Below are 26,131 nucleotides of genomic sequence, written 5' to 3'. Positions count from 1 at the left end.
ATGATTACAAAAACCAAGGAATATTTAAAGATAACATCTCCTTGCGGAAATCTGGGTAAGCCTCAAAAGCCTTACAATATTTGGCTATGATAGTAGAGTAATAAATAGAAATGGGTTTCACTTTAGCATTGAAGCCACGCCAATTTGTCCCAGTTAGATTTATTATATCTTGCAGATATGTATCTACCGGATCTTTGGAGGTGCCTTCCGAGTTTAGGAACTCGATGTGAACCGGTGGACTGACCCGTTCATTCAATATTTCCTCACCCATTCGTAGCCCTTCAAACCAAACCAAAAACTCATTACGGTTTATCTCCATCAATGAGCTCTCATATGGTGTTCGCGTATTATGCTCGCTATATCCGAAGAACTTGTTCTTCGTATTGATTTTAATAACCTTGAAATCGATATCTCTGATGTCACTTATAGCCGTTTGAATAGCAGTTATTTCACTGCGTTTTATTTTGAATGGTATATGTAAAGCGCATCTTGTGTAATGAGCGAATTCAGGCCCTTTGATAAGGGATATAAGATTGCGCTGTAAGGCATCAAGATAAGACTCTTCCGAATGGTCGTCAGCCAATACTTCTAGCTTTCTATAAATGCCTGAAGAATCTAGACACACCGAATAGGCAAAAAAGCGATCAATACCACCTTGGTCATTTGTCTTATGTGCGCTTCCGATCCCCAAAATCAGGCAATCAGTCGTACTAGGTTTTACAACCCAAGGAATTCCACCCAATTTTGAAAATAGAGCCAACCCAATATTTGATGTTGACCACTTAAGGGTCTTTTCGACACTTATCTTTTCATGGCTCAGTACTTGGAGCGGGATACCTAGCTTAGTGAGGTGATATTTGAGGTAGTAATAAGTTTCGGAGACGCTTTCATCTTCAACGTTGTTGTTCTTTTCAATGAAGATGGCAATCTTCTTTGAAGTCGTCTCCAAATCTCGAATTTGTTTTACTGTTTGTATTGCATTATCGAGTTCATGTTGATCAGTGTTGGCTATGCGGACACGCCGAACATTTTCTCTTGAAATGTCGATTCCAAATACTTGCTTCATTCCTGGGAAAGTTCCTGGGTTCTGCTTTCCGATCAAGCTTAGAAAAAGCTTGTTAGCAAAATCTCGAAACCGATCTTCCATGATGAAAATATACATGCAGTCGTCCTGTATTGACCTATATGGGTGGAACTGGCGAATGCCTCGATATTGGTTACTTTCTGAATTGCCTCCCTTAAAAATATATTGCTTCTTCCTCAAAGTACTGACTGGCATTCGGCTAAAAGAGCTTTTTATTGAAAGCTCAAGCGCTCCCCAAATTAAGGAGTTAAGCTGTGGGAGGAGTACCCTTAAATGTTGAACCAGGTTGTTGTATTTATCAGCGTAAAAACTACGATTTATATTCCCCGATTTATCTAAGCTGAAACTTAGTTTCAGGGTGTCCAGATCTGGTTTTGCAAATGGATCATTTGGCCGAAATCGAACATCAACTAGAAATCCATACTTATTTTTGCGCTGTAAATAATATGGTGTAAAAACTATTACTCGATTCCCTTTAGGATAAGCTTCCGTGCTAATCTCAAGCGTTTTCAAAAAGCCATCCTCATCTACAGTATGAGGCAAACCGAGCTGCGTACACCGATTATGCAGCATCTGAATTAGCAGCCGCTTTGTAAGATCTCGGTTATCGCTCGCTTTGCAGTCGAAAGATTCAAAGCTTTCGCGTTTAGTCAAAGAAACATAATACTGCTGATAATTTGCTCCTAGCTTTTCTGGAAGCCTGTAAACTTTTAGCTCAGAATCTGTTTTTGGCGCGCCATCGTAAGGCTTTCTGTATACCTCAAAATGAAAATCCTCATTCAGTATTTCGAGGAAACTAAGTAGAATATCCTTCATGGAATACGCTTCTGCGATAGGTGTTCATTTAGGATCATAATACCTGAAGCCCACTATCAAACTGACTAAAATGCCGAATTACTGAACGATTCACCTTCTTTTCCGCATGCCAAAGTTCATAGTTCTTTTGCAAATTCATCCAAAACTGTGCTGTGTTGCCGAAAGCTTCCGATAGCTTTACAGCCAGCTCTGGGCTGATGCCCGCCCGCTCGTTTACAACAGCAGAAAGATTAGCGCGCGCAATACCAATCCCCTTCGCTACCTCCGTCACCGTAAGGTTACGCGCTTTCAGGTATTCTTCTCGAAGGATCTCGCCAGGATGCACAGGCGCTAGGTTCCGTTTCATAGTCTGCCCTTTCTTCAATGGTAATCGACATAATCTACATCGTGTATGTCTCCGCCTTCAAACCGGAAAATTATCCGGTAGTTCGGTGTGACTGTGACAGCCCAAAACTCGGCTAGATCTCCCGTCAGTTTGTGAATGCCAGACCCCATTTGCTGAATATCGCTCAGGGATGTTATGGCGTCTAACTGGTCAAATATGCGATTGATCTTTCGCAGATACTGCGCGGGCAATTTCGAGCCGTTGCCCTCCTCGTAGTAAAGCTGCAAGCCTTTGTGCCGGAAATTCCTAATCATAACACAGTTGTAGCGTGTAATATTACACATTACACTATTAATAAAAAAGTGCTAATTCCACTTGAGTACCAGATGGTACACCTCCGGTGGGATAATCAGACCCATATACCCATAGCTTGTCTAACTATTACTACTTTTTTCGTTTTAGTTTTTAAGGTATCACGATACAGTTCCTTGAGTAAGCCGGTGCGAATTAGTGTCCAGTTTCCGGTCGACATACTTGTAGTCATAGGGGATACAGGTTGTTTTTATTTTGTCAACCTACAAAGGTGTACTGACATAAGCTAATGATCAAACCAGTACAGTTTTGTGCTGAGTAAACACAGCGGACTTCAACAAATATGCTGTTTGCCGACAACAACCCTAAATCCATACACGATCATTCGTCCAGCAGATCCGCTAGCGCTATCTCACTCAGGTACGGCTCTAAGGCTCGATTGCTGTTGAAGGTGGATAACCCCTCAATTTCGTTGCACTCCTGATCATAGCGCACCTCGACGAAGAAGTCCCAAAGCTGGTAGAGGATATACCACTTCCCAAGCTGCTTCATGTTCAGCAGGTGGGTACCATACACCCAGAGTAGACTGGCCTGCTCATCAAGGGGCAGGATGGTGTATTCGTTGAGGCCAAGCTTCATAGGAGTAGGCTTTTAAGGTCGCATAGGCCTAAGATACAAAAAGCTGTTTAGCCTGCTAACTTTCGCCAAGGGAAAGAGAAGGACATCAAGAAACGAAGTTGGGCACTACCCTTCATCAGCCTCTTGTAATTGGCTCTTCAGCCATTCAACAGTCTTTGCCTATTGGGAGGCAAACCAACGCTGTCGATACTCGCCGGCGGTATCGATTTCGGCTTTGAAATGGCGGAATGGCTTCGGCTGGTCCAGGGCTCTGAGTAGGCGGCTCCGCAGGGCATCTGTGCTTACCTCCTCCTGCACAAACTGTTCCATCATCCGGAACGTATCATGACTATTCAGGGGCCTAACGGGTATGTACTCCTGTGGAGTACGGGCTAGTTTCGCCTGTTCCTCTTGCCAGGGTTCGGTATCGGCATCCGGAAATTGATCCGCATCAGGCAGGGCCACCAGCTCCCCGCTTTGACGATGAAGATAACACCGCATCCCGCTTTGTAACTCCCCGGCAATCTCCCGTAACTGCTCATCGGTTAACAGCATACGTTCCCTTCGTTAATGATCGCTAACAACCGTAGGCTGCGCGACACAGAGTATCTCCATTTATGGCTGAGATGGCTGAGCGATACGTTTCAGCTACGCCAACGCACCCGGCGTAGCCTGCCACAGCGGACGATTCTGCTGCGCATAGGCCACTGCTTCACTGGTATGCCCTAGTAGTACGGCTGCCGGTGCTTGGATAGGTAACTTTTGGGTGCCCAGCAGATAAGCTACGACATGCCCATTCCGGCTAATGGCCTCCTTCAATTTGGTTTGGCTGGTTTGGTTCGAACCTTCGGTCTGAAAGAGAAACAACGCGTGATTGTACGACCAGGCGGCCGGCCTATCCTCCGGGAACCGGTTTAAGAGCTGCTGGTATCCAGCCATATCCCGTACCTTCAGCAAAGCCGTGGATAGGATATAGCGCATGCCCTGATTATCCATCTTATTTAACTCCAGCATGTCCCACAAATGCAGTATGGCCTGCTCCGGCTGACCGTTACTCATCAACGCCTGGATTAACCCGGCTTTGGCTCGCATGTAAGGACGGGTTTGGTGAAAGCCCCAGAAATGCCCCCTCAATTCGTCAAACTCTTCCCCTAGCCTCTCCTGACCAACGACAAGGGCCCGTTCAAAAAACGCTAGACTGACGGCTGGCTCAGGACAGTAGGCCCCCATAAAGGTCAGGACCTCTACGTTGTCCGGGTCCAGATCGCGGGCATTCATCATCAACGCGAAGGTCTCTTCCGGATTGGGTGCCAGCTCCGCTTGATGAACCAGTTCCTGCGCCTGTTGCTGCTTCTTCTGCTGGCGGGTAAGTTTAGCCGGCTTGTATTTCATCAGTCAGGTATTGTTCTCCGGCAACAAAGGTAGCGGTCCTAAGGGTAAATCACGCCTGTTCCGACTTTTCCACCGTGGCCCACTTTAGCCGGAATCGCCAAAGGAAGTATTATCCGGAAAGGGCCACCGGGTGCTGCCGCCTTCGAAAAGAAGGCGAAACGTTACAAAATGCGTCACCGCTGACGGGAAGAGCCGCTTACGGTTTAGTCTTCCGTTTGCCGGGCGTTTTCTGGGCCAGCAGCGTCATGACCATTTGCTTGAAGTCGTCAAACTCAGCGCGCAGGGCGCTTTCGGTTTCCAGTTTCTGCTGAAGGCTGGCCACTTGTGCTAACAACCTGGTGTTTTCGGCCTGGCTTTCTTCCAGCTGACCTGTAAGCTGGGTGAGTTCGGCTTCCCGTTGCTGCAGCTGGCGGGTAAGGAGAGCATCAAAAAGTGTGGGGCAACTAGCATCTCCATCAAAACAGATTAACTTTGACGAGTCTTAGAAGCTGTCTGCCAGATGGAAAAACAACCCATCCATCCAGTCATCGAGAAAGGCCCGACTGATGAGCTTGCCTATCAACTCAAGATACATCTGCTGGGAGTCAGTCCGCAGATTTACCGGCGGTTGATGGTCCGAGCTGATACAACTTTAGCCCAACTCCATCACATTTTTCAAGTTGTCATGGGCTGGGAGAATTGGCACTTGCACAGCTTTCACATTTGGGGTAAGCAATATGGCATTCGCTACGGCGGAATGTATTTTGCCGACGATGCCAACCAAGTTCGGTTGGGTGATTTTCCTTGGCGTGTGAACGACAAGTTCAGCTATACCTATGACTTCACCGATTACTGGCTGCACCAGGTACGCATTGAGAAGATTCAACCCGCTTCTGCCACTCTACAGCTTGCTTTCTGCCTAAATGGGCAACGAGCCTGTCCGCCCGAAGAGATTGGCGGCATTGAAGCCTACCGCCAACGTACATTAGATCAGTTAAGCTGGCAGCGGGATCTGATTACGTGCCTATTGGAACGGGAGCCGATCGAAGAGCAGGATCTTGATGTGCCGGACTGGTTCTGGACCTATCGGCCTGAACACTTTGACCGAGCTACCATCAACCAACGATTAGCCAAACTGTATCAATTTAAGGGTAGGTCGGATTTTCTCTACGCCAAAGGGGCCTATGACTATTTCTTTGAGGATCCGGCAAGCCAGTGAGTGTATCAGAAAAACCAAGTGGTTTAGTTGATACAGGCCGCGTACATTTAGCTTATGCAACAGGCCATCATCTTCGTTCGAGTGTCCAATAACACCGTCCGCAAAGTGAAAGCACTTCTTTAACTCTTTTCTTTTTTGCCATGAACTTCAAACTGCAACTAGTGGCTTGCCTGTCGGATGAGCAGGAGCCAGTAACGGAAGCTATTTTCACCCTTCATCGGAATGAATTGACCTTAGAAAATCTGGGCCTGACGTTGGCTGAATCGAAAGAAATCCTCAGTACAGTTCAGCAAAAATTGATTAATACGCAAATAGCTCACTATGCTCAGAACAATACGCCGGTTGGTTTACGCCGGAAAGGCTCTTACCCCATGCGGTTAAAAACCTTGTTCGGCGACGTAATGGTCGATAGCCCTCGCTTCTATCACCCATCCGAAGTGACCAGAGCCAAAACGTTTAGTCCTCTCAAAGATATCCTTAGTCAGCACGTGACCCCAGAGCGGCTGTATCTGGAGACCAAATGGGCTAGCCTGATTCCCTATCAGAAAACCGCTGACCTGCTCAAAGAAGTGCTTCCTGTGGATCAAAAAATCAATGCAACTACGATTCAGCACCATCTTCATGCCGTGGTGGAAGTGCAGGAAAAACAACTGGCTCCTGAAGCCACGTTTTTCAACAGTTGCTGTCAATTGGAACGGGAAGCTCTGCCGCTTCCTGAGCGCCCACTCGTGGTGGGTATCGACGGTGGCTACGTCCGTCACTGGCACAAAAAAGCCGGTTTTGAAATCATTACTGGTAGGAGTATACCAGACGGAAAAGCGGGTAAATGCTTTGGGTTTGTCCAAGATTATGATACCAAACCTCGACGACGCGTTTTTGAGGTACTCCGATCACAAGGGCTACAAGCCAATCAATTAGTTGAATTTCTCACCGATGGTGCACCGACGCTCCGGTCATTGACTGCTTATCTAAATCCAGAATCGACACATATTCTGGACTGGTTTCACTTGACAATGCGGGTTACTGTGCTTCAGCAGTATGCGCTGGGTCTAACCAAAGTTGATGAAGTACGGGGTAAAGAGGTAACCGAAACACTGACCAGTATCAAGTGGCATTTGTGGCATGGCAACACAGAACGGGCTTTGGAAAAAATCGACAACCTGGATATACCTCTAGTCAACCACAGGGCAGATAAGTTGATTGGCCACAAATACGATAAGCTAAAAGTGTTCACCCATTACCTGAATGATTTCAGCAAGTATGTGCGCCAGAACTCTTCCTCTATCGTCGATTATTCGGAACGACACCGATACGGCGAAAGAGTCTCGACAGGTTTTGTGGAATCAACGGTCAATCAGGTGATCGCCAAACGTTTTGTGAAGCATCAACAAATGCAATGGAGCAAGAAGGGAGCGCATCTGCTGTTACAAGCTCGCACCAAGGTCCTGAATGAGGAGTGGGACGAGTGCTTCCGAACACGCTTTCCCGGTTTTCGGCCACCAGCTATTGTGGCTGTTCCAATGGCGGCTTAACCCGGATTGCCCCACACTTTTTGATGCTCTCCCTTATTCGGCAACTATGCGTGCTGGTTGTCGAGCCGGTTTGAGTTCATGGCCAAAGGCAGCGATAAGTTGCCCAATAGCCTCGTTGGGGTGAGTCATTCCCAGTTGGATAAACTGATCCCCCAGCATATTCAGTTGCTCCGCCTTACCCGATAGGCGGACGCCCATCCCGAGGGGTGTTGATTGGATGGTAAGCATGACGTTCTGGCCCACTGACCGGCCGCAGATAGTTTCCTAAGTCTGTGGTTTCACAAAGGTATGCTTCTCCAGCACATACCCTTATGATAAATTTCGAAGAAGATTAAAGGTGGCCGGTCTCGCTCCGGCTCGTGGCAACCGGTACGCCGGGGTGGCCCGGCGTAAATGATTCCCTACTATGCTAGGAGAAAACCTAATTATTACCATCCGCATTGTTAGCCGACGGTTTGACGTATAGAGCTACTGTGCTAAATGAATGTCGATGATTATAAGTAGCCAGTATTTTTTCGATGGTCTTATTGTCTTGAGAAAGGGGAATAGTCCGGGTGATATAGTCGGTATCCACAAAGATGATGTTTAACCGTTGACTAACCTGGCCTTTCACCCGCTCTGAATGCTTCAGGAGGTGTTCGGTTGCGCTTCCCAGTTTCTCCGACTTCTCCTCTTCGAAATACCGGTAAGAACAATACCAGTAGCGGTAGAAGTGATGGAAATTCGAAAAGCAGTACTGAAACGCCTGCGGAGTAGCTCGAATCTGCCGCAGCAGATTATCCACCTCCTGTAACTCCTTTTGCTGAGCCTGGCTGAGTTGCGTCAACAGGCTTTTATTGAAGAGTTCATCGCGATAATTTTTGAGGTATTCAATAGCCTGGTCAGCGGGAGCGTCCTGCTTGATGGAGTATTTGTGCTTGAAGTAGAAGGACAGCGAGATAGCTGGCTGGTCGAAGTTGACTAGCTTTAAATTTTTGTAAGGCCGTCCGGGTCGGTAGTATGGCCGGTAGGTCTCTCTCAACTCGGCCGGCACGAAGTAGTACTCCAGATCTGGATCCTGTGGTAAGTCCTTCACCTGGTGAACAAAAGGCTTGAGTTCAATAGCGTGACTGCGCAGCACCAGGCGCAAGGCATCAAGGGGGGCTGAGTCTGGCCGCTTTTCGGGTTTCTTTCGTTTCGTTTCCATGTCGGAAAGGTAGAAAAATCAGCTAATATTTACTATAACGGTAAATAAATACTATCAGTAAACCTTTCTATCCCCTTTCCAATAAAAATCCGCTTAGATCTTTATCTTTTATCAATTTTTAGTTTGATTGATTTAGATGCAGTTAAACTACAGACAATCAAGCGTTTATACAGACAAAAATGAGTTTTGTGGGGGGTAAAAATGAGTTTTGTGGGGGGTAAAATTTTTGGAAAGATGAGTTTTACGGGGCCAAAAAATGAGTTTTGTGGGGGGTAAAAATGAGTTTTATGGGGTGCTTCTTTAGAAAAATGAGTTTTGCGGGGTGTTGATTACTCTGGCCAATTGTGGATAACTGAGCGGGAAAAATTGCTACTTATTAAACTTTAGAAGTATTAGAACAGACATTATTAAGTGCATGAACCATTAGAAAAATGAGTTTTATGGGGAAGAAAGAGAGGTTTAGTAGGTGGCACCCCTGAGAAAAATGAGGTTTACGTGGTGACTTGTATTTCAAGCTGTTAGCTTTCTTTTACAGCTCAATTTGGCCGTTAATCAATTCTAAAAGGAGTTTTTGTAACACGAACTTTGTAGAAAAATGAGTTTTGCGGGGTGTGAAAAAGGAGGTTTAGGGGGTACCGTTCAATAAAGGACAAAAAGTGAGTTTGCTTTTTAAAACTCGTTTTTATACGTTTAGCCTAGTATATACCTACCCTTTAGATCAATGAATCTACCGTCTACTCCTGATGCGCTGCTAGCTTCCGACTATGTCAAACATCCGACTAACTACCAGCCTAATCTTTTCACCGAGTCCCGCCACGAATTCAGCGAACTGGAGAAGAAGATTGTCGTGTTAGTGGTTAATCAGATTGGCCATATGGCCTTAAAAGGCGAAATCAAGCCCGGATTCAACGTCAAATTCACTATCCCTTATAGCGAACTGACCAAGAAACATTATAGGGAGATCAGTGAAGCGGCTGACTCTTTGCAGTCAAAGCGTCTATCATATCGGAATGATAAGACTGAGAAGTTCTTGTTTATTACCCCCTTCCCCAGGGTAGAATCAGAAATAGTAGATGGTAAGAAGGTTATCGAATTGACGATGTTCGCCGATGTTGTTCCGCACTTTGCGGAGCTTGGCCAGCGCTACACCAAGTACGACCTGGATATCATGCTGTCACTAGGATCTGTGTACGCCCAGCGCTTCTACGAGATCGTGTCAATGTATCACCACCGTGGCCAGAATCAATTTCGCTACATGGTGGATCGGTTGCGCCACATGGTCAACTATCCGGAGCAACACTCATTCGCTGACTTTAAGCGGAATGCTCTGGTAAGGGCGCAGAAAGAACTATTGGAGAAAGCAGGAATGATTCTGGATTGGAGGCCGACTAAAAAAGAAGGCAAGCGGATTCTTGAATTGGAGTTCTCCATCAAAACACAACGACAGATAGCTCTGGAGAATGTTGAGCAGGACCGGCAATTTATTAATACCATGTCTATCAACGAAGCTGTTCAGGCGGCCTGGAAGCTTATGGCTAACTACAAATTGACGGACTGGCAGAAAGAGTTGATCGTGTCGGATCTTACCATCCTAGAGACGTTTTACAGAGTGGATTCAGAGCTCTCTAATGGCTTACGGCCAAAAGTCAGGAACCGCACAGCATACCTGGTGAAGTCCCTCGGAATTGACAAACAGCCTACCCCAGTGCCGACACCTCCGCTGCCGCAGCTATCAATTTTTCCCTTTCAGCCGGCCGACGGGATTTCCGCACCGGTACCCAAATCTCCACTTCAATCAACATCATCCACTGGCCGGTCAGCTAAGCCGAAGTCGATTGGTGAAATTTTTGGCGATATGGATCCAAACAATAAATAATGGTTTGCTTTGCCGGATTGTACCTGCCGCCGGCCGGGGTCTGTTCCCCGCGCCAGCGGCAGGTACAGGGGAACCGTACCCGAAAAACCTTCATTTGATGTTCTAAACAGACCAGGTAGTCGAATTCTACTTGCATGACTACCGGTCAACTCCTCTGACAAAAACATTATCGTTAAAATACCTAAAGAGCCAGCTCCGATTGCGCTGACTATGGCAGGCGGTCAAAGTAGACGCAATAGTAGTTTTTTACCGTGCTCAACCTCCGTGCGGTGTAACTCTTCGCCTTAAATATCTGTGTCATTTTATAGTAATCGGCTGGATACTAAATAGCTGAAAAACAGCTTTTACGAATTTCACCGAGGCATTCAATTCTTCGTTCGTCTATTCCGAAACCTAGTTAATCGACCCTAAAAGGCTGTTAATCGAATAAATTTAAATAGCTACGGGACTTTACATACTTTTGGCATCAGCCGATCACACTATCATATCCATACCGTAAATCTTAATAGAATCACCAATCAAAATCAGTTGCTCAATATTGTAATCTCATGGATGGTACGTCAAAAGCCCAAAAGGGAACGAACTTAGACCAAAATCACTTTTTTCTGTTCCTGACTAGCCCGGCCTGGACTTACCGGGTAGCCCGCTATGCCCTGCTTTGGTCTACCACGCTGTGGCTGATCTATCGTGGCTTTGACTATATCAGTGGTCCCGTCTCGGACCCAAAAGCACGGCAGCAATATATTATTCTGTCTACTCTTTTCTTTGGTAGCCTAACCATTGGAGCCTATCTGTTGGTTACCCTGCTGACTCGCCAATTTATCCTTCGTCAATTTAGAATGGGAATGTTTGTACTGTGTCTGTTGGGGGTGCATGTATTAACCTCCCTGGTGGTTCACTGGCATTTTCTATTCTTTCTCCGTTACCTGGGTCCAGCAAACCTACCCAATATCTACAGCCGCAATGCCGAACATGTTGCTAGCTTAGCGATCTGGCAAATTCCCTTTGATACTATTACCGTGTTTCTTTTCTCGTATTCGCTTTTTTATAACTACCTACTATACGCCGTTGGGTTCAAAGTATTTAAGGATCTCTTCAGCTTAAAAATTCGTCAGGAGCGGCTTGAGAAAGAAAACCTGCTGCTGGAATTCAATTTTCTGAAAGCGCAGATCAATCCACACTTTCTGTTCAATACCCTCAACAACATCTACTCCTTTGCCATTAAATCACCCGATAAGGTGCCGGATACAGTACTTAAACTGGCCGATCTGATGCGGTATTCGCTCTACGAAACTGAAACCGAACTGGTACCGTTGGCCAAAGAAATCCAGTTTTTGGACAGCTATATCGAGTTGCAACGGATTCGCTATGATGCCAGTTTCAATCTTTCGTATACCGTGCAGGGTAATCCGGGTCAACTTATGGTGCCTCCACTGCTGCTGATTGTGTTCGTTGAAAATGCGTTCAAACACGGCTTACAGGCTAACCCCAAAGCAGGTTGGGCGAGTATTGGCTTAACCATTAAAAAGAATAGCTTAGTATTTTCTGTCGAGAATAGCCGGCCAATCAAAAAAATTAATGGAGTTGGCGGCATTGGTCTGGTCAATGTACGTAAACGCCTGGATCATTTTTATGACCGAGACTATGAGCTTCAAATCGAGGAGCAGCCTCAATCCTTTCGCATACATTTAACCCTTATCTTACATGAGCCAGCCTTATCGAGTCATCATCGTTGATGATGAACCCCCCGCCCGTGACGTCATTGACGTATTTGTGGAGCGGGTACCTGATCTGCAGTGCGTAGCCACCTGCTCTGACGCCTACGAAGCTATTGAAGCCATTCAACAACTGCAACCCCATTTAGTATTTCTTGACATTCAGATGCCGGGAATGACGGGCATGGACTTGTTGCAGCTTCAACTACCCGTCCGACCGGAGATCATCATTACCACAGCTTATCCCGAACACGCCCTGAAAAGCTACGAGTTCGCCGTGCTGGATTACCTGATGAAGCCTATTGCTTTTGAACGGTTTATGCAAGCCGTGGTGAAGTTCAAGGAGAGACAGGTCCGCGCAACCAGGTCGCCCAACTGGTCACCCGTTTATCTGCCTTCATCCGACGAGACTATCCCTTCTGGTCTACTGGATGGCTCGGTATGGCTGCGCGAGGATAAACGGCTACTGCAAATTCCATACGAAAAAATCCTTTTCGTTGAAGCTTGCAAAGACTATGTCAAAGTTCATCTGAAAGATCAAACCATCTTGACACACATGCCCTTTAAAAAGGCAGCAGAACTGTTCCCTCCCCCTATTTTCGTTCGCATTCACCGCTCTCATATCGTTCGGCGATCGGCCATCCAGCTCATCGAAGGCAATGTAATTCGTCTGGAGAACGACGTTGAATTGCAAATTGGTCTCCACTTCCGGGAAGAGCTTAAAAAATTTATATCGGCTTTACGGTAGGCTTCGTCTATTCTAAACCCAGTTTAGTCGAAAAAATTTTGGTGCCATATGAGGATAAGTATGTTTGGGATAAACTAAATCCTCTTCTTATATGAATCCATTCACTTACCGCAAGCAGCGTACGGCTGCCCACCACAGCACACCTACCAACTCGTCAGTTGGCAAAGGAGCAATTACTACCTGGGCCTGTACGTCAACTAGTATCATCTACGGGCAGGCTCCTGCCGCAAAACCCATTCGGTAAGATCTACTAGGAACTGCACCTTTATGAGTTTGCCGAATTTCTTTTGGCTGCGTCAACCGCTTCTCTCCATCGAGCGGTTGACGCATTGCCTCTCCACGGGTCATACTGAGGACTTGTTGTCGAATCAACACGTTAGCGAAGCCATCCGAATTGCGGCTCCAGGGTTAAACACGCAGGAGCTACTAAACGCTACCCTCTCCCCTAAAGTGGCCGAAACGCGACTGAAATACCTCCTGCGGATGAGTACCCGCTGTACGCCTTTCGGGCTGTTTGCGGGTGGTACCGTAGGATACTTCGGTACTTCATCAACACTGGATTTTACCAACCGGCAAGCCAGGCCGCATCATCGGTTAGACATGCAGGTGCTGACCGAACTAGCGTACGCCCTTTCTAATAGGCCTGAGCTTCAACACCAACTCCGCTATGTTACCAACCAGACTTTGTACCAGGTTGGTCAACGATTGCGCTATACCGAAAGACAATGGTTAGATGGCCAATGGCATTATTTTAGTAGTGAGGTGCCGGCAGAGTCATCTATTCTAAAGGTGCTGGCGCTAGCCCGTCAGGGAGCTACCCGGACGGAACTAGCTCAGGCCATTGCCTCACCAGACCAGCAGGCTGAAGCCTATGCATTCATCGATTGTCTGATTGAGGATTGCCTGCTGACGAGTGAGCTCTTACCTGCTCCCACCGGGATTGATCCGTTCACCCACCTGGTCAACACAATCCGAAGCTGGCCGACACCACCGGACTGTTTACCTCATCTGATTGCCATTCAGGATGTGCTAACCCAGTCCACAGGAAAAGCCCAGCCAACGGAAGAGATTAACTTCAGGCTGACACTCGGTCTGGGCTTATCTCTGTCTTCCGGACCAATCTTACAAACAGATACTTGTTTTGACGAGAGCAGACCTCAGCTCAGCGGGCGTGTGCTCCAGCAACTCGAAAAATCACTATCGGCCCTGCACGTGCTTAGCCATTTTAACGCACCAAATGATAATTTGGTAACGTTCAAACAACGCTTCTATGATCGGTATGAAGAACAGGAGATACCCCTGTTAGCCGTATTGGATGAGGAGATCGGGATTGGCTACGGCAATGCGTTGACCAACACTGCCGGCGAATTGATTGAGGGGTTGGTGTCGCAAAGCTCAACGGACCCTTCCGTCTATTTACAGGATGCCTTGCATCAATTACGAATCCGGCTCTACACAAGCTGGGATCCTCAGCGGGATGGTGGGGTTACTATCACCGACGACGATCTGCTTCAGTTAACGACAGACGCAGTTAAGCTCCCGGATAGTTACTATGCGATAGGTTACTTTCTGGCTTCCTCGACGGAATCTATCGATGCAGGGCAGTACCAGTTTTACTTAAAAGCCTTAAGCGGTCCCTCTGGATTCAACCTATTCGGTCGCTTCTGTTCGGCTGATGAGGAATTGTCCCGGTTGGTTACCGATAACCTGGCCCGACGACAGCAGCAGGATGCCCATCGAATTTACGCCGAAGTAGTCCACCTGCCCCAGCCCCGAACCGGCAATGTGGTCGCTCGCCCTCATTTGCGGCCCTATGAAATTCCATACTTGACGCATTCAACCTTACCGACTAACCAACAACTCTCACTCGACGATTTGCTGGTGTCGGTTCCCCACGGCCAACGGATTGTTCTCCGATCCAAACAATTAGGCAAAGAAGTAATCCCCCAGCTAACCACGGCCCATGACTATAACAGCGGTTTGCCGCTGTACCGGTTCTTATGTGACCTGCAACACCAGCAAGCGTCGTTTTCGGTAAGCTGGCATTGGGGAGCCTTAGTCCAGGCCCGGCGGCTACCCAGGGTGAAATACCGGAATATAATCCTCCAGGAAGCCACCTGGTTACTATCTCACACCGATTTAGTCGCCGGCCTTACCGATGCTGAGAATGTTTGCCGGCTCCAGCAGCAAGAAGGGCTGCCCGCTTTAATTGCGCTTCAGGAAGGAGATCAAGAGCTCTTTCTAGATCTCCGATCACCCATATGCCAACAGCTTTTTACTTCGACCATACGCCGGCTTAAATCGGTAAGGGTCATCGAGTGGCTGCGTACACCCGAAAACTGCCCGGTGCAGGGGCCGGATGGCAAAATGACACACGAGGTGGTTATCCCGTTTACTAATATTTCTGAGAAGGAAGAACATCGCCGTGTGTCATACAGGGTCAACGTAAGTCCGTTATTAACCAACCAACGCAGCTTCTCTCCTGGCAGCGAGTGGTTGTATTTAAAAGTGTATTGTGGCTGCTCGACAGCGGATGTGGTGCTGAACCAGTTATCTGAATTAATCCAACAAGGGCTGAATTCGGGTCAATTAAAATACTGGTTCTTTGTTCGCTATTTTGATCCGGATTTTCATTTACGAATCAGGTTTCGGCTTAGCAGCCAGGAACAGGCAGGTCTTTGGCTGACAAGATGTCAAGCAGTTTTGTCCTCCCTTACCACCTCCGGAGAGATTCACAAAGTAAGAGTAGATACCTACCATCGGGAACTGGAGCGATACGGCGAGGCCGCCATTGAGCCGACAGAATACCTCTTTTGGCGGGAAAGTGAATTCATCTGTCAGTTGCACCAAATGGATTTGACGCCATCTGATTTGCTACGGACAGCGATTCAGGGCATCGACTTGTATCAGACAGTTTTTGGCTTATCGCCCGAAGAAAAGCTACAGGTATGTGATGAAGTGTACCAAACACTCTTCGCGGAACATGGGGGATCAGCATCTTTACGCCAGACCTTAGCTAAGAAGTACCGGGATAACCAGCCGCTAGTGATGCAGTTATTTGAAGATACGAGTTCGACTGAGCCTTGTCCTGTAGAGCAGCTTTTCGGTGAATACCGTCTGCGAATTAGTACAACTAGCTCAACTATTACGGCTTACCTGAACCGAAACTCGGGCCTTCAGCGGAGACAGTATATAGCCGGTATCGCCCACATGTTTGTAAACCGGCTATTTACCAATCATCAGCGCACCTACGAACTACTGGTCTATCATCACCTGCAACGAGTCCACCAGACCCGATTGGCTCGTCATTCCATTGCAGGGTAGGGAAACAGTTTTGTCGATTCTAAAGCCATTCTTGTCGCTGCTAACTCCACTTTGGTCGAAAATATTTTGATCAAAGCGTCCAAATTGTTTGGTTTAAGTCATTCAACGCTCCGGCTGAAAGACTATACTCCTTATGAGAGACGTATGTTTATTTCAATGAAACCAAACAATATATTTTATCCATAAAAGAAAATCTTTATGACCGTTCTATTTGTCTTACTTCCATATCCAAGTCATTATATTGCCTGTTTTGGATTTGCGCACCTTTGGCAAAAAAGAGGCTATAAAGTATTATTTACTGGACACGAAGGCCAAAAAGAATTAGTTGAAAATGAAGGTTTTACTTTTATAAATATGGATTATACCTCTACATTCTTAATCTATAAAATTAAGGTTTTTCTTGGTTTGTTGATAAAGGAAGTAGTCGAACCAAATTCAATATTTAAGCGATACAAAGATTGGTATAATACAATACAATTATTTAGAACTATAGTTAAGGAGAATAAACCAAAGATAATTTTTTTAGATGAGCATTTAAGCTATTATTATATTTATCTGCTTTCTTTCAAAGTTTCAATAGCTATAGTAAATACAAAATTATCTACGAGTAGGTGCTCAAATATTCCTCCATTAAATTCAGCATTCATTCCTATAAATACAAAACTTTCACAATATTGGTGCCATTTTTTGTGGGAAAGACATTTGATCCATCGCCGTTTTAAGCATTTTATTGAAACGATTGCTTTTTGTGGATATTCCGATCGTTATTTTATCAAGCATCTCTTACGCCGGTATAATATCAGTTACTCCGATGTCTTTAAAGAAGATAATTCTTTTTATGAAAAAGCAAAAAATTTACCAACTATTATTTTGGCTCCTAAAATTTTTGAGTATAGAAATATTCGTGAAGAAGCTAATCAGTATTATGTTAATCCGCCTGTAGATAGAGATGAGTCAAATTATATTACAAGTGATTACCTTTGTCTCAAAAATGAGCTAATAAATCAAAAACGAGCCGGTGATATAAAGGTTGTATATGCTGCCTTTGGTACTTTAATGAAGGAAAATGCTAATTCGGTTAACATGTTATTAACTAAGATTATAGATGCTTTTAGTAGGAGGCCAGATCTGTATCTAATCCTTTCCGCTTCGCTTGAGCAATCTGCAAAACGTTTAAGCTTACCTAAGAATATTACTATTGTACCCTTTGCTCCACAAATAGATATACTAAGTTGGTGTGATTTAATGATAGCACATGGGGGTTTAACTTCAATTAAGGAATGTATAGTTGCAGGTATTCCTATGTTAATATACCCTTTAAATAAAAAAATGGATATGATAGGTAATGGAGCTAGAGTTACTTATCATGAATGGGGCTTATTGGGTGATATTAAAAATGATAGCGTTAATACTATTCTTAAACGTATTGAATCAGCATTCAAATTAAAACCAGATAAAGTTTGCACAGATTTAAGTATTCCTAGTTCATTAGTTAAAGACTTAATAATAAATGATGTGGATTTGCAGATCAATTAATATAATTTTCCAATTTTAACTAATTTACTTTTATGAAAAAAATTCTTGTAAATTTAGCTAATCATCTACTTTCAAAAGAGCAGATGAAAACAGTAAAAGGTGGCGATGGCTACTGCCAATCTTCGAATTTTGGCAATGTTAATTGTCGTGACTCAGGTTCTGGATCTGTAGTTGGTACAATATGGGGATGTTGCACTGGTTCGACTTCGGATTCTGCTTGCAAAGCCGCCTTTGGCAATAATGCTTATGCAGGAGGTTGTTAAAAGAGTTTAAACTTTTTAGCTCTTCTTTACAAGAAAGCGTAGCTCCTTGGGTAGCTACGCTTTAATTAAGCATACCGAGTTAACGCCTTTAGCGAATAATTAAAGATTTATACTCATTCTTTGCGTTGGTTTGTTTAATAAACTAATTAAGGATTGAAGAGTACAACAAAAAACTTATTAAAGTTAATTACTCTATGCTTAAACTATAAAAAAGCTTATAAAAACACTTTACATGATAAAAAACGAAGTCTAGCGCTTGGAATGAGAAGTCTGTAAACCAATTGTGAATATAACAAGTGAACTAAGAAAAATTCAGTCATTAAATTTTATAAAATTTGTTAAAATTATTAATTTTTGCGATGTTACAATATAATTTCATAAATGCTTTAAGAGTTGGTACGAAGCAGAAGATTTCGTCTATATGAAATGGTCTTTAATTTTATGTATAGCGTTTATATGGCAATTAGGCCACGCGCAGATGAGTGTCACCACTACCTTGTCAGGTCGACTCACTGATGCTAATACTGGAGAACCTCTTCCTTTTGCCACTGTTTTTGTCAATTTAACAACAAGGGGCACCCTTACCGATGAACTGGGCTACTACCGGCTACCGGGCGTACCGCTGGGTACTGTCGAACTGGTAGCATCGTATGTGGGCTATGAAGCCTCGCGGCAGACGCTTCGTTTTGTCAATCAGCAGCCCCGTATGGTGAATATCGCGCTGAAGCGGAGCGGAATTGGACTACAGACCGTTACGGTAGTCGCTAAACACTCCAGGGACTGGCAGCGTCATTTCCGGATTTTTAAAGCCCAACTGCTGGGGAATAGCCTTTTTGTCGGTCAATGTACGTTTGTGAACGGAAACCAGGTTCAGTTTTCCGAAACGAATGGGCATCTTCAGGCCAAATCAACAGAACCACTTGTTGTGGAGAACAATGCCCTGGGTTATCGGATTCATTACCAGTTGCAATATTTCGATTATTTCCGGGGTAAAGTACTCTACGCCGGTAACAGCCGGTTTGAGGAAATGCAGCCGGCGGATCCGCAGCAGGCCAAACGGTGGCAACGCAACCGCCAGCGGGCCTATCTGGGCTCTACCCGGCACCTGCTGGCCAGCCTGATAAACGGAACGTATCGGGCGCAGGGCTTTGATGTATACGAGACGGATTTTCCCCCATCGATGTTAGCCTCTGGCCTTCCTGTCATCTCCACCGCTTTTCATCGCCTTCATAAAAAGGCCGATACGCTGTTTCGGCCCGGTGAATTATCCTTTGAACGACGGTTTGTGACCGACAAGGTGCTGGAAATTTTTTACATCCACCGCCCGGCCACTAACCCAGCGAACCCGGCCATGCCGTTTGCCCGTTCGCTGCTGACCTTACCCAAAGGCGAAGCCCTGGTTACGCTGGACGGCTGGATTACCAAACCTCAGGGTATGCTGCTGCACGGTGACCTCGGTAATGACCGGCTCGCCAACCTTCTGCCCGCCGACTGGCAGTACCAACCTACCGATTCGGTGATAACACCCGTTCCTGTGGAGGGAACTATCCTGGCCGCCGACCCGCTGCTGGACTCGCTGACCAACGGGTGGAAAAAACAGTATGCACACCGGGCGCCGACCAGCTTTCTGCATATCGACAAGAGCGTATACGTCACTGGTGACGCCTTGTGGGTAAGTGCTTTCTGGCTGAATGCTGCCACGCATCAGCTTATACCCACCAAATACACGGACCTTGACGATGCCCTTCATGTGGACCTGATAGCGCCCGGTGGACGACTGGTGGAGCATCAATGGGTGCGGCTGAAGGATGGCCGGGGGCACACCCGCTTCGCGCTGGCCGATACACTGCCATCAGGTACTTACCAGCTGCGGGCGTACCCGGAGGAGGAACGGAATCACCCGAATACCTTCAGCCGACCGGCCTTTGAGCGTACGCTGACTATTTTCAATCCCAAAGCCGCGCCAAAGCCAGCAACCGTCGGTACGGCAATCAATGCCCCAATAGATTTACAATTCTTACCTGAAGGTGGGCAGTGGGTTGCCGGTCTGCCGGCCCGCCTGGGCATTAAAGCGGTGGGGCCGGACGGGAAAGGGCGGGCTATTAGCGGCCATATCCTAAACGCACAGGGACAGGCGGTAACCAGCTTTACCACCAACCGCTTCGGTATGGGTAGCGTCGAGTTGACTCCGTTGCTCCAACAAACGTATGTTGCCGTTGTAGCGGCCGATTCCAATCGCATCGCTTTACCACCGGCAAAAGCAGAAGGGTTGGTGCTGTATGCCGATATGACCTCCGACAGCAGCCGGTTGACCGTTCGGTTACGGGGGGCGGGAGCCTACAGCCAGCAACCTGTATATGTGCTGGTGCAGAGTCGGGGTGTACTCGCTCACTACGCCAAAATGCAATTGCAGGACGGAAAAGCTTTGTTCTCCGTACCGGTATCTGCCCTACAGGCCGGATTGTGTCAGCTTACGGTGCTGGACAGTCGGGCACGACCCTGGGCTGAAAGGCTGGTGTTTGTGCCGGAAACCACTCCTTCGGTGCAGGTCAACATCATACCCGGCAAAACCAGCTATAAGCCTCGCGAGCGGGCCACGTTTACCCTGCACGTTCGGGAAGACAATCTGCCGGTGGTGGGCTTTCTGTCGGCATCGATTACCGATGCCGACCAGGTTACGGCCGATACGATGGCGGCCGATATACGAGCACACCTGTTGCTGACCGGTGATTTGCGCGGCCGGGTAGAGGAGCCGGGCTATTACTTCCGGAATCAGCGGCCTGACACCCGCCGGGCGCTGGATGATTTGCTGCTGACTCAGGGCTGGCGTCGGCTTAGCTGGCAAGACCAGCCGGCCCAGCTTACCCAAACAGATACCCTGGGTGGGGTAGTCGTCAGTGGCCGTGTTATTGACCGCAGGAGCCAACCAGTTCCCAACAGCCAAGTATTAATTACCACCCAGAGTAACGGGCAGCTATTTACCCGCAGTATCAAAACGGACGCACAGGGGCGTTTCCGGCTGGGCGGGTTGATGCTTCCCGATACAGCCCGCCTTCATGTACAGGCTAGTGACGAGTCGTTGCGGCCTATCCGGGCTACCGTACAACTGGATAATCCGGGACTTGCCCAACTGCCGGTTACAGATACGCTTGAAGTAGATTGGGCCAGCCTGAGAAAAGTGTTGGAGGCCGGTCTGTCCCGTCAGCGAGCCTGGCCGGAGTTATACCGGCAGGCGGATGCCCGGCTGCTCAACGAGGTAGTTGTTAAAGCAAATCGGGAAAATAGCCGCCCACCCGAAATACAAAGGTCCAGTATTGTCAAACCTGATGTTTCGCTAGTCTTTGACGAAGCGGTCCGCTCTCGCTACACGAATGTATATGAGATGATGCAGGGCCGTGTGGCGGGTGTGCGAGTTAGGCCCAAAGACTTGTCGGGAGGCTATGATGTACAGATAGGAGGGCCAGGTAACCTAACCTCAAAGCCATCACCCCCACTTTATTTGATAGATGGGGTTGCTTTGGGTGAAAATGAGGAAGGAACAGCGCTGCTAAGGTTACTTCCCAGGGAGGTGGAGCGGATTGAGGTAGTCAAATACGGCAATGGCGCGGCTTATGGAGCCCGTGGTGGTAATGGTATTATCGCTATTTACACCCGAAAAGGTGGAGAAGCTAAGCCGGTCCTGACCGATAAAGAAGAGAACCGGTTTACCGTCCGGGGGTTTGCCGTTCAGCGGGAGTTTTACACCCCCGGCTACGAATCGTCCGAATTTCCTACGGGTAAAGACCAGCGGGATGTATTGTATTGGAAGCCGGTGTTGCAGACCAACTCACAGGGGCAGGCTGATTTAGCTTTTTCACTATCTGAAATTATACATAAAATTAGAATAAATATTCAGGGCATTTCAATTGAAGGTAAGCCAATATCGATAGAAACAACAATCAACTGCGAAATAAAGAACGATTAAAAAGTTAACAACTTCCAAAACATTTTATGTATTTAAAATTTCCAAAATTAAATTCTTTTATACATTAAATAATAAACCTTAATCTTTATGGCTTTAGTATAATATTATTAAAAATTAAACGGTATATTTTGTGTATAAGCTGACAACATTTTCGACCGAGGACAATGCTATAGTTGCCTCATTTAAGCTACTTAGCCACCTTAGAGCTAAGGTAAGTCGACTTACCTTAGCTGATAATTTAGTGAGTCACCCAGACTATCCAAGTATGCTAGCGCTTAGTGAAACACTCACGGAAGTGGGAGTAAGAAATGCAGCATTGCATCTGGAGTCTATAGAACAATTAGATGAATTACCTACTCCATTCTTAGCTCATTTAAACTATAAAGGAGGTTGGTATGTAGTCGTAAATAAGTTAAAAGACGAAAGAATAACATATACTGATAGTGAAAAAGGAACTATTACAGAGGAGCTAACGGATTTTCAAAAAAAATGGACAAATGTAGTTCTATTAGCTGAAGTTGATTCGTTATCTGGTGAAGATGGATATGAAAGCAAACATAAGATAGAATTGATCAGCCAACTTCGTAAGTTATTCATAATAGGAAGCTTTTTTTTAACTTTAATGATAATTTTAGTGAATATCAACCAATATTTAACTTTAAGTGATTGGTTATTAATAATAAACAGAACATTAGGACTATTTGTGAGTGTACTACTTGTATATAAAACCCTAGGGTTCAGAGACCCTTTAGCTGAGCAATTATGTAGTTTCACACCCCAAATAAATTGTGATAAAATTTTAAAATCAAAAGCCTCTAAACTTTTTGAGTGGTTGAGTTGGGCTGAAATCGGGATGTTATACTTTATTAGTGGTATATTTTTAATATTTTTATCTGCAATATTTCCAAGTATAAAGCACTTAAATAGTGTTTTCTCCCTTTTAGTATTACCGTATTCTTTCTTTTCAATCTATTATCAACGTTTTGTAGTACAACAATGGTGCAGCCTATGTACCTTTATTCAAGTAATTTTATTGTTAGATGCAGTTTTTGGACTTTCGAACTTCGGTTTATTTTTAGAAAGTTGGCAATCCAGTAATTTTGTGATTGTAGCTTTTATTATACCTGCTACGTTTTGGGCTGTGCTTAAGCCACTTTTAATTTCTCAACAGAACGGGCGACAAAACCAGGTTGAATTAATGAGACTTAAGCGTAATCCAACTTTATTCTTTTCATTACTAAGTCAACAAGATAAAATGCCTTTAGTATCAGCAGATTTACACGCTATTTTAATCGGAAATCCCGATGCTCAACATACTATAACCATGGTTTCTAACCCATATTGTGGACCGTGTGCTAAAATGCACTTCGAGTTAGAACAACTTATTAAGAAGACTTCAAATATTAATCTACAAGTTATTTTTATTTGTGACGGTGTAAAAGGCCTTAATACTAAAATAGCATTACACTTGATAAAGCTAAAAATACAAAGCATTGTTGACGTTGAATTTGCAATATCAGATTGGTATAAATCACCGGAAAAAAACTTTGATAAATGGGCAAAAAAACACCCTACTTATAATTATGTAGAAAATTATGACTTAATAATACGTTGTAATGAAAATTGGTGTAGAGAAGCAAGTATAGAAACCACTCCTACCCTATATATGGATGGCTATAAGATCCCAACCCAATTTAAATTATCGGATATTTCTAAGATAGTTAACTAAAAGAAGACCTTCCTTACTTAGTCTAATGTGCTTTCAAAGCTTTATGTGAAAGACAGTACAACAGAAATGAATGAATTCTTTTCCGCATTATCATCAATTAGATATAATGGACTGCGGCCATAGTGCCTGCGCATGGTAGCCTGGCACTTTGGCCGCTCCTATATAGTGCAGTCGCTACGGGAGAAGGCGCAGATTGGTAAGGAGGTAACCACCCGACGAACCCCGTCTTTTCTGCTGCCTACGGGGCCGCTACTTTTGGCTAAAAAACACCCATGCCTACTTTAGCTACTGACCAGACTCAGCAACTCTTCAGCCTGATTGAGGCTTTCCCCCTTAGTGGCCTTTCGCTGGCCGACTTCTGCCAACAGGCCGGCATCTCCCCGGCCAAGTTCTACTACTGGCAGCGCAAAGCTCGCCAAGCCGCTGCTCCGCCCCCCGCTTTTGTAGCACTCTCCCTGGAGCCCCAGCCCACGGCCTTGCCCCTGGAGGTAATCTACCCCAACGGGGTACGCATCCAACTACCCGGCCCCCAACTTAGCCTGCTGCGCTCCTTAGTCACCCTGCTTGACGCATGTTCAGCCTGAGTTCAGCTCAGACCTATCTCTTCTACACTGCCCCTTGTGATATGCGCAAGGGCATCGACGGGCTCTGTGGCCTGGTGCGTCAGGGACTCCAGCGTGAGCCTACCAGCGGAGAGGTCTTTGTCTTTCTCAACCGCAGCCGAACTACCCTCAAGCTGCTGCACTGGGAGCCGGGTGGATTTGTCCTCTACAGCAAGCGCCTGGAGCAGGGTCGCTTTGCTCGGCCAGTGGCCAGCGGGGCGGCTACACTCCTGCGCTGGCCCGAGTTGGTGTTGATGGTTGAGGGCATTCAGTTGCTGACCTTCCGCCAGAAAAAGCGCATGCGCCACCCCGTCAGCGGCTAAACCAGCCACTTACCTGGCAAAGCTGCTGTTTTTTGGCTATTTTCGCCTATGGCCATTCCCCTCCACCAGCTAAGCCCGGCTGAGCAGCAGCAGTTGCTGGTGCAACAGCAAACGCTGATTGCTCAGCAGCAACGCCAGTTGGTCCAGCTCCAGCAGCAGGTCGAGGGGCTCCAAGCCCAAGTCGAGCAGTATCGGCGCATGCTGTTTGGCCAGAAGCGGGAGCGCTTTCAACACCCTTCGGTCAGTTTGCCGCTAGAGCCACCACCCGAGTCAGATGCTCAGCAGCAACAGCTCGCCCAAAAACAGCAGCACTTGCGCCAGAACTCCGCCAGGCGTCCTCATCCGGGTCGGCTGCCCTTGCCGGCCCACCTGCCGGTGGAGGAGATCGAGATTTTTCCTGCGGGTGATCTCAGGGGGCTTATCTGCATCGGCAAAGACATCACCGACGAACTGGAGTGTGTGCCGGCCCGCTGCTTCATCCGGCGCTACATCCGCTACAAGTACATGGCCGCTAGCAAAGAAGGGCCGGTGCAGATCGGGGTCTTGCCTGAGCGGGTGATTGCCAAAGGCATTCCCGGCGCGGGGCTGCTGGCAGGCTTGCTGGTGGATAAGTACCTCGACCACCTGCCCTTGTACCGCCAGCGGCAGCGCTTCCAGCGTTGGGGCATTGAGCTGGCAGCCTCTACCCTGGAGGGCTGGACGCGCCAGGCGCTGGAGCGGGTGTACCTGCTGTATGAACAGCTACAAGCCGATACCAAAGCCAAAGGGTACCTACAGGTAGATGAGACGCCGATCCGGGTGCTGGAGAGCGAGCGGAAAGGGGCCTGCCATCAGGGCTACTACTGGGTCTATCACTGTCCGCTGGATCAGACCACATTGTTTGACTACCAGCCTACGCGCTCGGCCCAGGGTCCGCGTGAGTTGCTGGGGGGCTTTGTGGGGTATCTGCAAAGTGACGGCTATGGAGTCTACAGCCAGTATGGGCGGCAGGCCGGCGTGACCCACCTGGCGTGTCTGGCGCACGCGCGTCGGGAGTTCGAGCGGGCGCTCAGCAGTGAGGCTGGGCGAGCGGAGGTGGCCCTGAGGTATATTCAGCAGCTCTACGCCGTCGAAGCCCAGGCGCGGCAGCAGGGACTGAGTGCGACCCAGCGCAAAGAACTCCGGCTGGCGCAATCCCTGCCGGTGCTCAACGAGTGGGGTCAGTGGCTGGCGCAGCAGGCCCAAAGCAGCCTGCCGCGCAGTCAGTTGGGCAAAGCCATCAGCTACAGTATGGCCCGCTGGGATGGGCTGTGCGCCTACCTACAGGATGGTCATCTGGAACTGGACAACAACCTGGTGGAGAATGCCATCCGGCCGATCGCCCTTGGCCGCAAGAACTATCTGTTTGCCGGCTCGCATGCGGCCGCTCAGCGGGCAGCGGGCATCTACTCGCTGTTTGCCATCTGTCAGGCGCATGGGGTGAATGCCAATGAGTGGCTGAAGTATGTGCTGGAACACATCCTGACGATCAACCACAAAGACCTGCGGCAGTTATACCCCCAGCACTACAAAACCCGCTTTTCCTAGACGGGGTTGCTCGGGTGGATAC

23 protein-coding genes are annotated in these 26,131 nt (G+C 47.0%); 14 read left to right on the top strand and 9 right to left on the bottom strand.

Going from position 1 to position 26,131, the window contains the following annotated elements:
- Nucleotides 1–4: 4 nt before the first annotated feature.
- The 7 genes from ABD931_RS26765 to ABD931_RS26735 form a co-directional block, all read right to left on the bottom strand.
- Nucleotides 5–1,900 carry a Piwi domain-containing protein gene (locus tag ABD931_RS26765; protein ID WP_345271108.1) on the bottom strand — a complete coding sequence of 632 codons (1,896 nt, stop codon included), beginning with the start codon at nt 1,898–1,900 and terminating at the stop codon, nt 5–7.
- A 34-nt stretch (nt 1,901–1,934) separates the two neighbouring features.
- The gene (locus ABD931_RS26760; protein WP_345271107.1) at nt 1,935–2,246 is read right to left on the bottom strand and encodes a HigA family addiction module antitoxin; all 312 of its coding nucleotides are present in this window, start codon (nt 2,244–2,246) and stop codon (nt 1,935–1,937) included.
- A 14-nt stretch (nt 2,247–2,260) separates the two neighbouring features.
- Nucleotides 2,261–2,539 carry a type II toxin-antitoxin system RelE/ParE family toxin gene (locus ABD931_RS26755; protein ID WP_345271106.1) on the bottom strand — a complete coding sequence of 93 codons (279 nt, stop codon included), beginning with the start codon at nt 2,537–2,539 and terminating at the stop codon, nt 2,261–2,263.
- 379 nt (nt 2,540–2,918) lie between these two features.
- Nucleotides 2,919–3,176, bottom strand: a complete 258-nt coding sequence (locus tag ABD931_RS26750) for a hypothetical protein (protein ID WP_345271105.1) — start codon at nt 3,174–3,176, stop codon at nt 2,919–2,921.
- A 159-nt stretch (nt 3,177–3,335) separates the two neighbouring features.
- Nucleotides 3,336–3,710: a UPF0158 family protein gene (locus ABD931_RS26745; RefSeq protein WP_345271104.1), complete on the bottom strand. Its 375-nt coding sequence runs from the start codon at nt 3,708–3,710 to the stop codon at nt 3,336–3,338.
- A gap of 93 nt (nt 3,711–3,803) precedes the next feature.
- On the bottom strand, nt 3,804–4,547 hold the full coding sequence (locus ABD931_RS26740; RefSeq protein WP_345271103.1) for a hypothetical protein: 744 nt from the start codon (nt 4,545–4,547) through the stop codon (nt 3,804–3,806).
- Nucleotides 4,548–4,743: 196 nt separating this feature from the next.
- Nucleotides 4,744–4,881 carry a hypothetical protein gene (locus tag ABD931_RS26735; protein ID WP_345271102.1) on the bottom strand — a complete coding sequence of 46 codons (138 nt, stop codon included), beginning with the start codon at nt 4,879–4,881 and terminating at the stop codon, nt 4,744–4,746.
- 165 nt (nt 4,882–5,046) lie between these two features.
- Between ABD931_RS26735 and ABD931_RS26730 the strand changes: the two genes are divergently transcribed.
- Nucleotides 5,047–5,745 (top strand): plasmid pRiA4b ORF-3 family protein, encoded by a 699-nt coding sequence (locus ABD931_RS26730; protein ID WP_345271101.1) that lies wholly within the window; start codon nt 5,047–5,049, stop codon nt 5,743–5,745.
- 140 nt (nt 5,746–5,885) lie between these two features.
- Entirely contained in the window at nt 5,886–7,277 is a 1,392-nt protein-coding gene (locus tag ABD931_RS26725; protein ID WP_345271100.1) for an ISKra4 family transposase, read from the top strand.
- Nucleotides 7,278–7,310: 33 nt separating this feature from the next.
- On the opposite strand, the gene ABD931_RS26720 is transcribed toward ABD931_RS26725, so the two are convergent.
- Nucleotides 7,311–7,505, bottom strand: coding sequence for a hypothetical protein (locus tag ABD931_RS26720; RefSeq protein WP_345271099.1), 195 nt, complete (start codon nt 7,503–7,505; stop codon nt 7,311–7,313).
- Between the two features lie 193 nt (nt 7,506–7,698).
- A complete protein-coding gene (locus ABD931_RS26715; protein ID WP_345271098.1) occupies nt 7,699–8,463 on the bottom strand; it encodes a hypothetical protein in 765 nt (254 codons plus the stop codon).
- Between the two features lie 721 nt (nt 8,464–9,184).
- On the opposite strand from ABD931_RS26715, the gene ABD931_RS26710 reads away from it, so the two are divergent.
- The 12 genes from ABD931_RS26710 to tnpC all read left to right on the top strand — a co-directional run bounded on the left by ABD931_RS26710 (nt 9,185) and on the right by tnpC (nt 26,109).
- Complete coding sequence (locus ABD931_RS26710; RefSeq protein ID WP_345271097.1) at nt 9,185–10,339, top strand: replication initiation protein; 1,155 nt, start codon at nt 9,185–9,187, stop codon at nt 10,337–10,339.
- Between the two features lie 548 nt (nt 10,340–10,887).
- Nucleotides 10,888–12,075: a sensor histidine kinase gene (locus ABD931_RS26705; protein WP_345271096.1), complete on the top strand. Its 1,188-nt coding sequence runs from the start codon at nt 10,888–10,890 to the stop codon at nt 12,073–12,075.
- The gene (locus ABD931_RS26700) at nt 12,044–12,802 is read left to right on the top strand and encodes a LytR/AlgR family response regulator transcription factor (protein WP_345271095.1); all 759 of its coding nucleotides are present in this window, start codon (nt 12,044–12,046) and stop codon (nt 12,800–12,802) included. Before ABD931_RS26705 ends, ABD931_RS26700 begins: the two co-directional genes overlap by 32 nt.
- Before the next feature lie 91 nt (nt 12,803–12,893).
- Nucleotides 12,894–13,046: a hypothetical protein gene (locus tag ABD931_RS26695; protein WP_345271094.1), complete on the top strand. Its 153-nt coding sequence runs from the start codon at nt 12,894–12,896 to the stop codon at nt 13,044–13,046.
- 23 nt (nt 13,047–13,069) lie between these two features.
- Nucleotides 13,070–16,126, top strand: a complete 3,057-nt coding sequence (locus ABD931_RS26690) for a lantibiotic dehydratase (protein ID WP_345271093.1) — start codon at nt 13,070–13,072, stop codon at nt 16,124–16,126.
- A 198-nt stretch (nt 16,127–16,324) separates the two neighbouring features.
- A complete protein-coding gene (locus ABD931_RS26685; protein WP_345271092.1) occupies nt 16,325–17,662 on the top strand; it encodes a glycosyltransferase in 1,338 nt (445 codons plus the stop codon).
- A gap of 32 nt (nt 17,663–17,694) precedes the next feature.
- Nucleotides 17,695–17,925 carry a hypothetical protein gene (locus ABD931_RS26680; protein ID WP_345271091.1) on the top strand — a complete coding sequence of 77 codons (231 nt, stop codon included), beginning with the start codon at nt 17,695–17,697 and terminating at the stop codon, nt 17,923–17,925.
- A 421-nt stretch (nt 17,926–18,346) separates the two neighbouring features.
- Nucleotides 18,347–21,889: a carboxypeptidase regulatory-like domain-containing protein gene (locus ABD931_RS26675; protein WP_345271090.1), complete on the top strand. Its 3,543-nt coding sequence runs from the start codon at nt 18,347–18,349 to the stop codon at nt 21,887–21,889.
- A gap of 130 nt (nt 21,890–22,019) precedes the next feature.
- Nucleotides 22,020–23,618 carry a cysteine peptidase family C39 domain-containing protein gene (locus ABD931_RS26670; RefSeq protein ID WP_345271089.1) on the top strand — a complete coding sequence of 533 codons (1,599 nt, stop codon included), beginning with the start codon at nt 22,020–22,022 and terminating at the stop codon, nt 23,616–23,618.
- Nucleotides 23,619–23,890: 272 nt separating this feature from the next.
- On the top strand, nt 23,891–24,202 hold the full coding sequence (gene tnpA, locus ABD931_RS26665; RefSeq protein ID WP_345271088.1) for an IS66 family insertion sequence element accessory protein TnpA: 312 nt from the start codon (nt 23,891–23,893) through the stop codon (nt 24,200–24,202).
- Nucleotides 24,190–24,543 carry an IS66 family insertion sequence element accessory protein TnpB gene (gene tnpB / locus ABD931_RS26660; RefSeq protein ID WP_345271087.1) on the top strand — a complete coding sequence of 118 codons (354 nt, stop codon included), beginning with the start codon at nt 24,190–24,192 and terminating at the stop codon, nt 24,541–24,543. Before tnpA ends, tnpB begins: the two co-directional genes overlap by 13 nt.
- A 48-nt stretch (nt 24,544–24,591) precedes the next feature.
- Nucleotides 24,592–26,109: an IS66 family transposase gene (gene tnpC / locus ABD931_RS26655; RefSeq protein WP_345271086.1), complete on the top strand. Its 1,518-nt coding sequence runs from the start codon at nt 24,592–24,594 to the stop codon at nt 26,107–26,109.
- The last annotated feature ends 22 nt before the right edge of the window (nt 26,110–26,131 follow it).

The sequence above is a fragment of the Nibrella viscosa genome, from assembly GCF_039541875.1.
GTDB classification, from domain to species: domain Bacteria; phylum Bacteroidota; class Bacteroidia; order Cytophagales; family Spirosomataceae; genus Nibrella; species Nibrella viscosa.
This window is presented reverse-complemented; position numbering and strand designations above follow the sequence as displayed.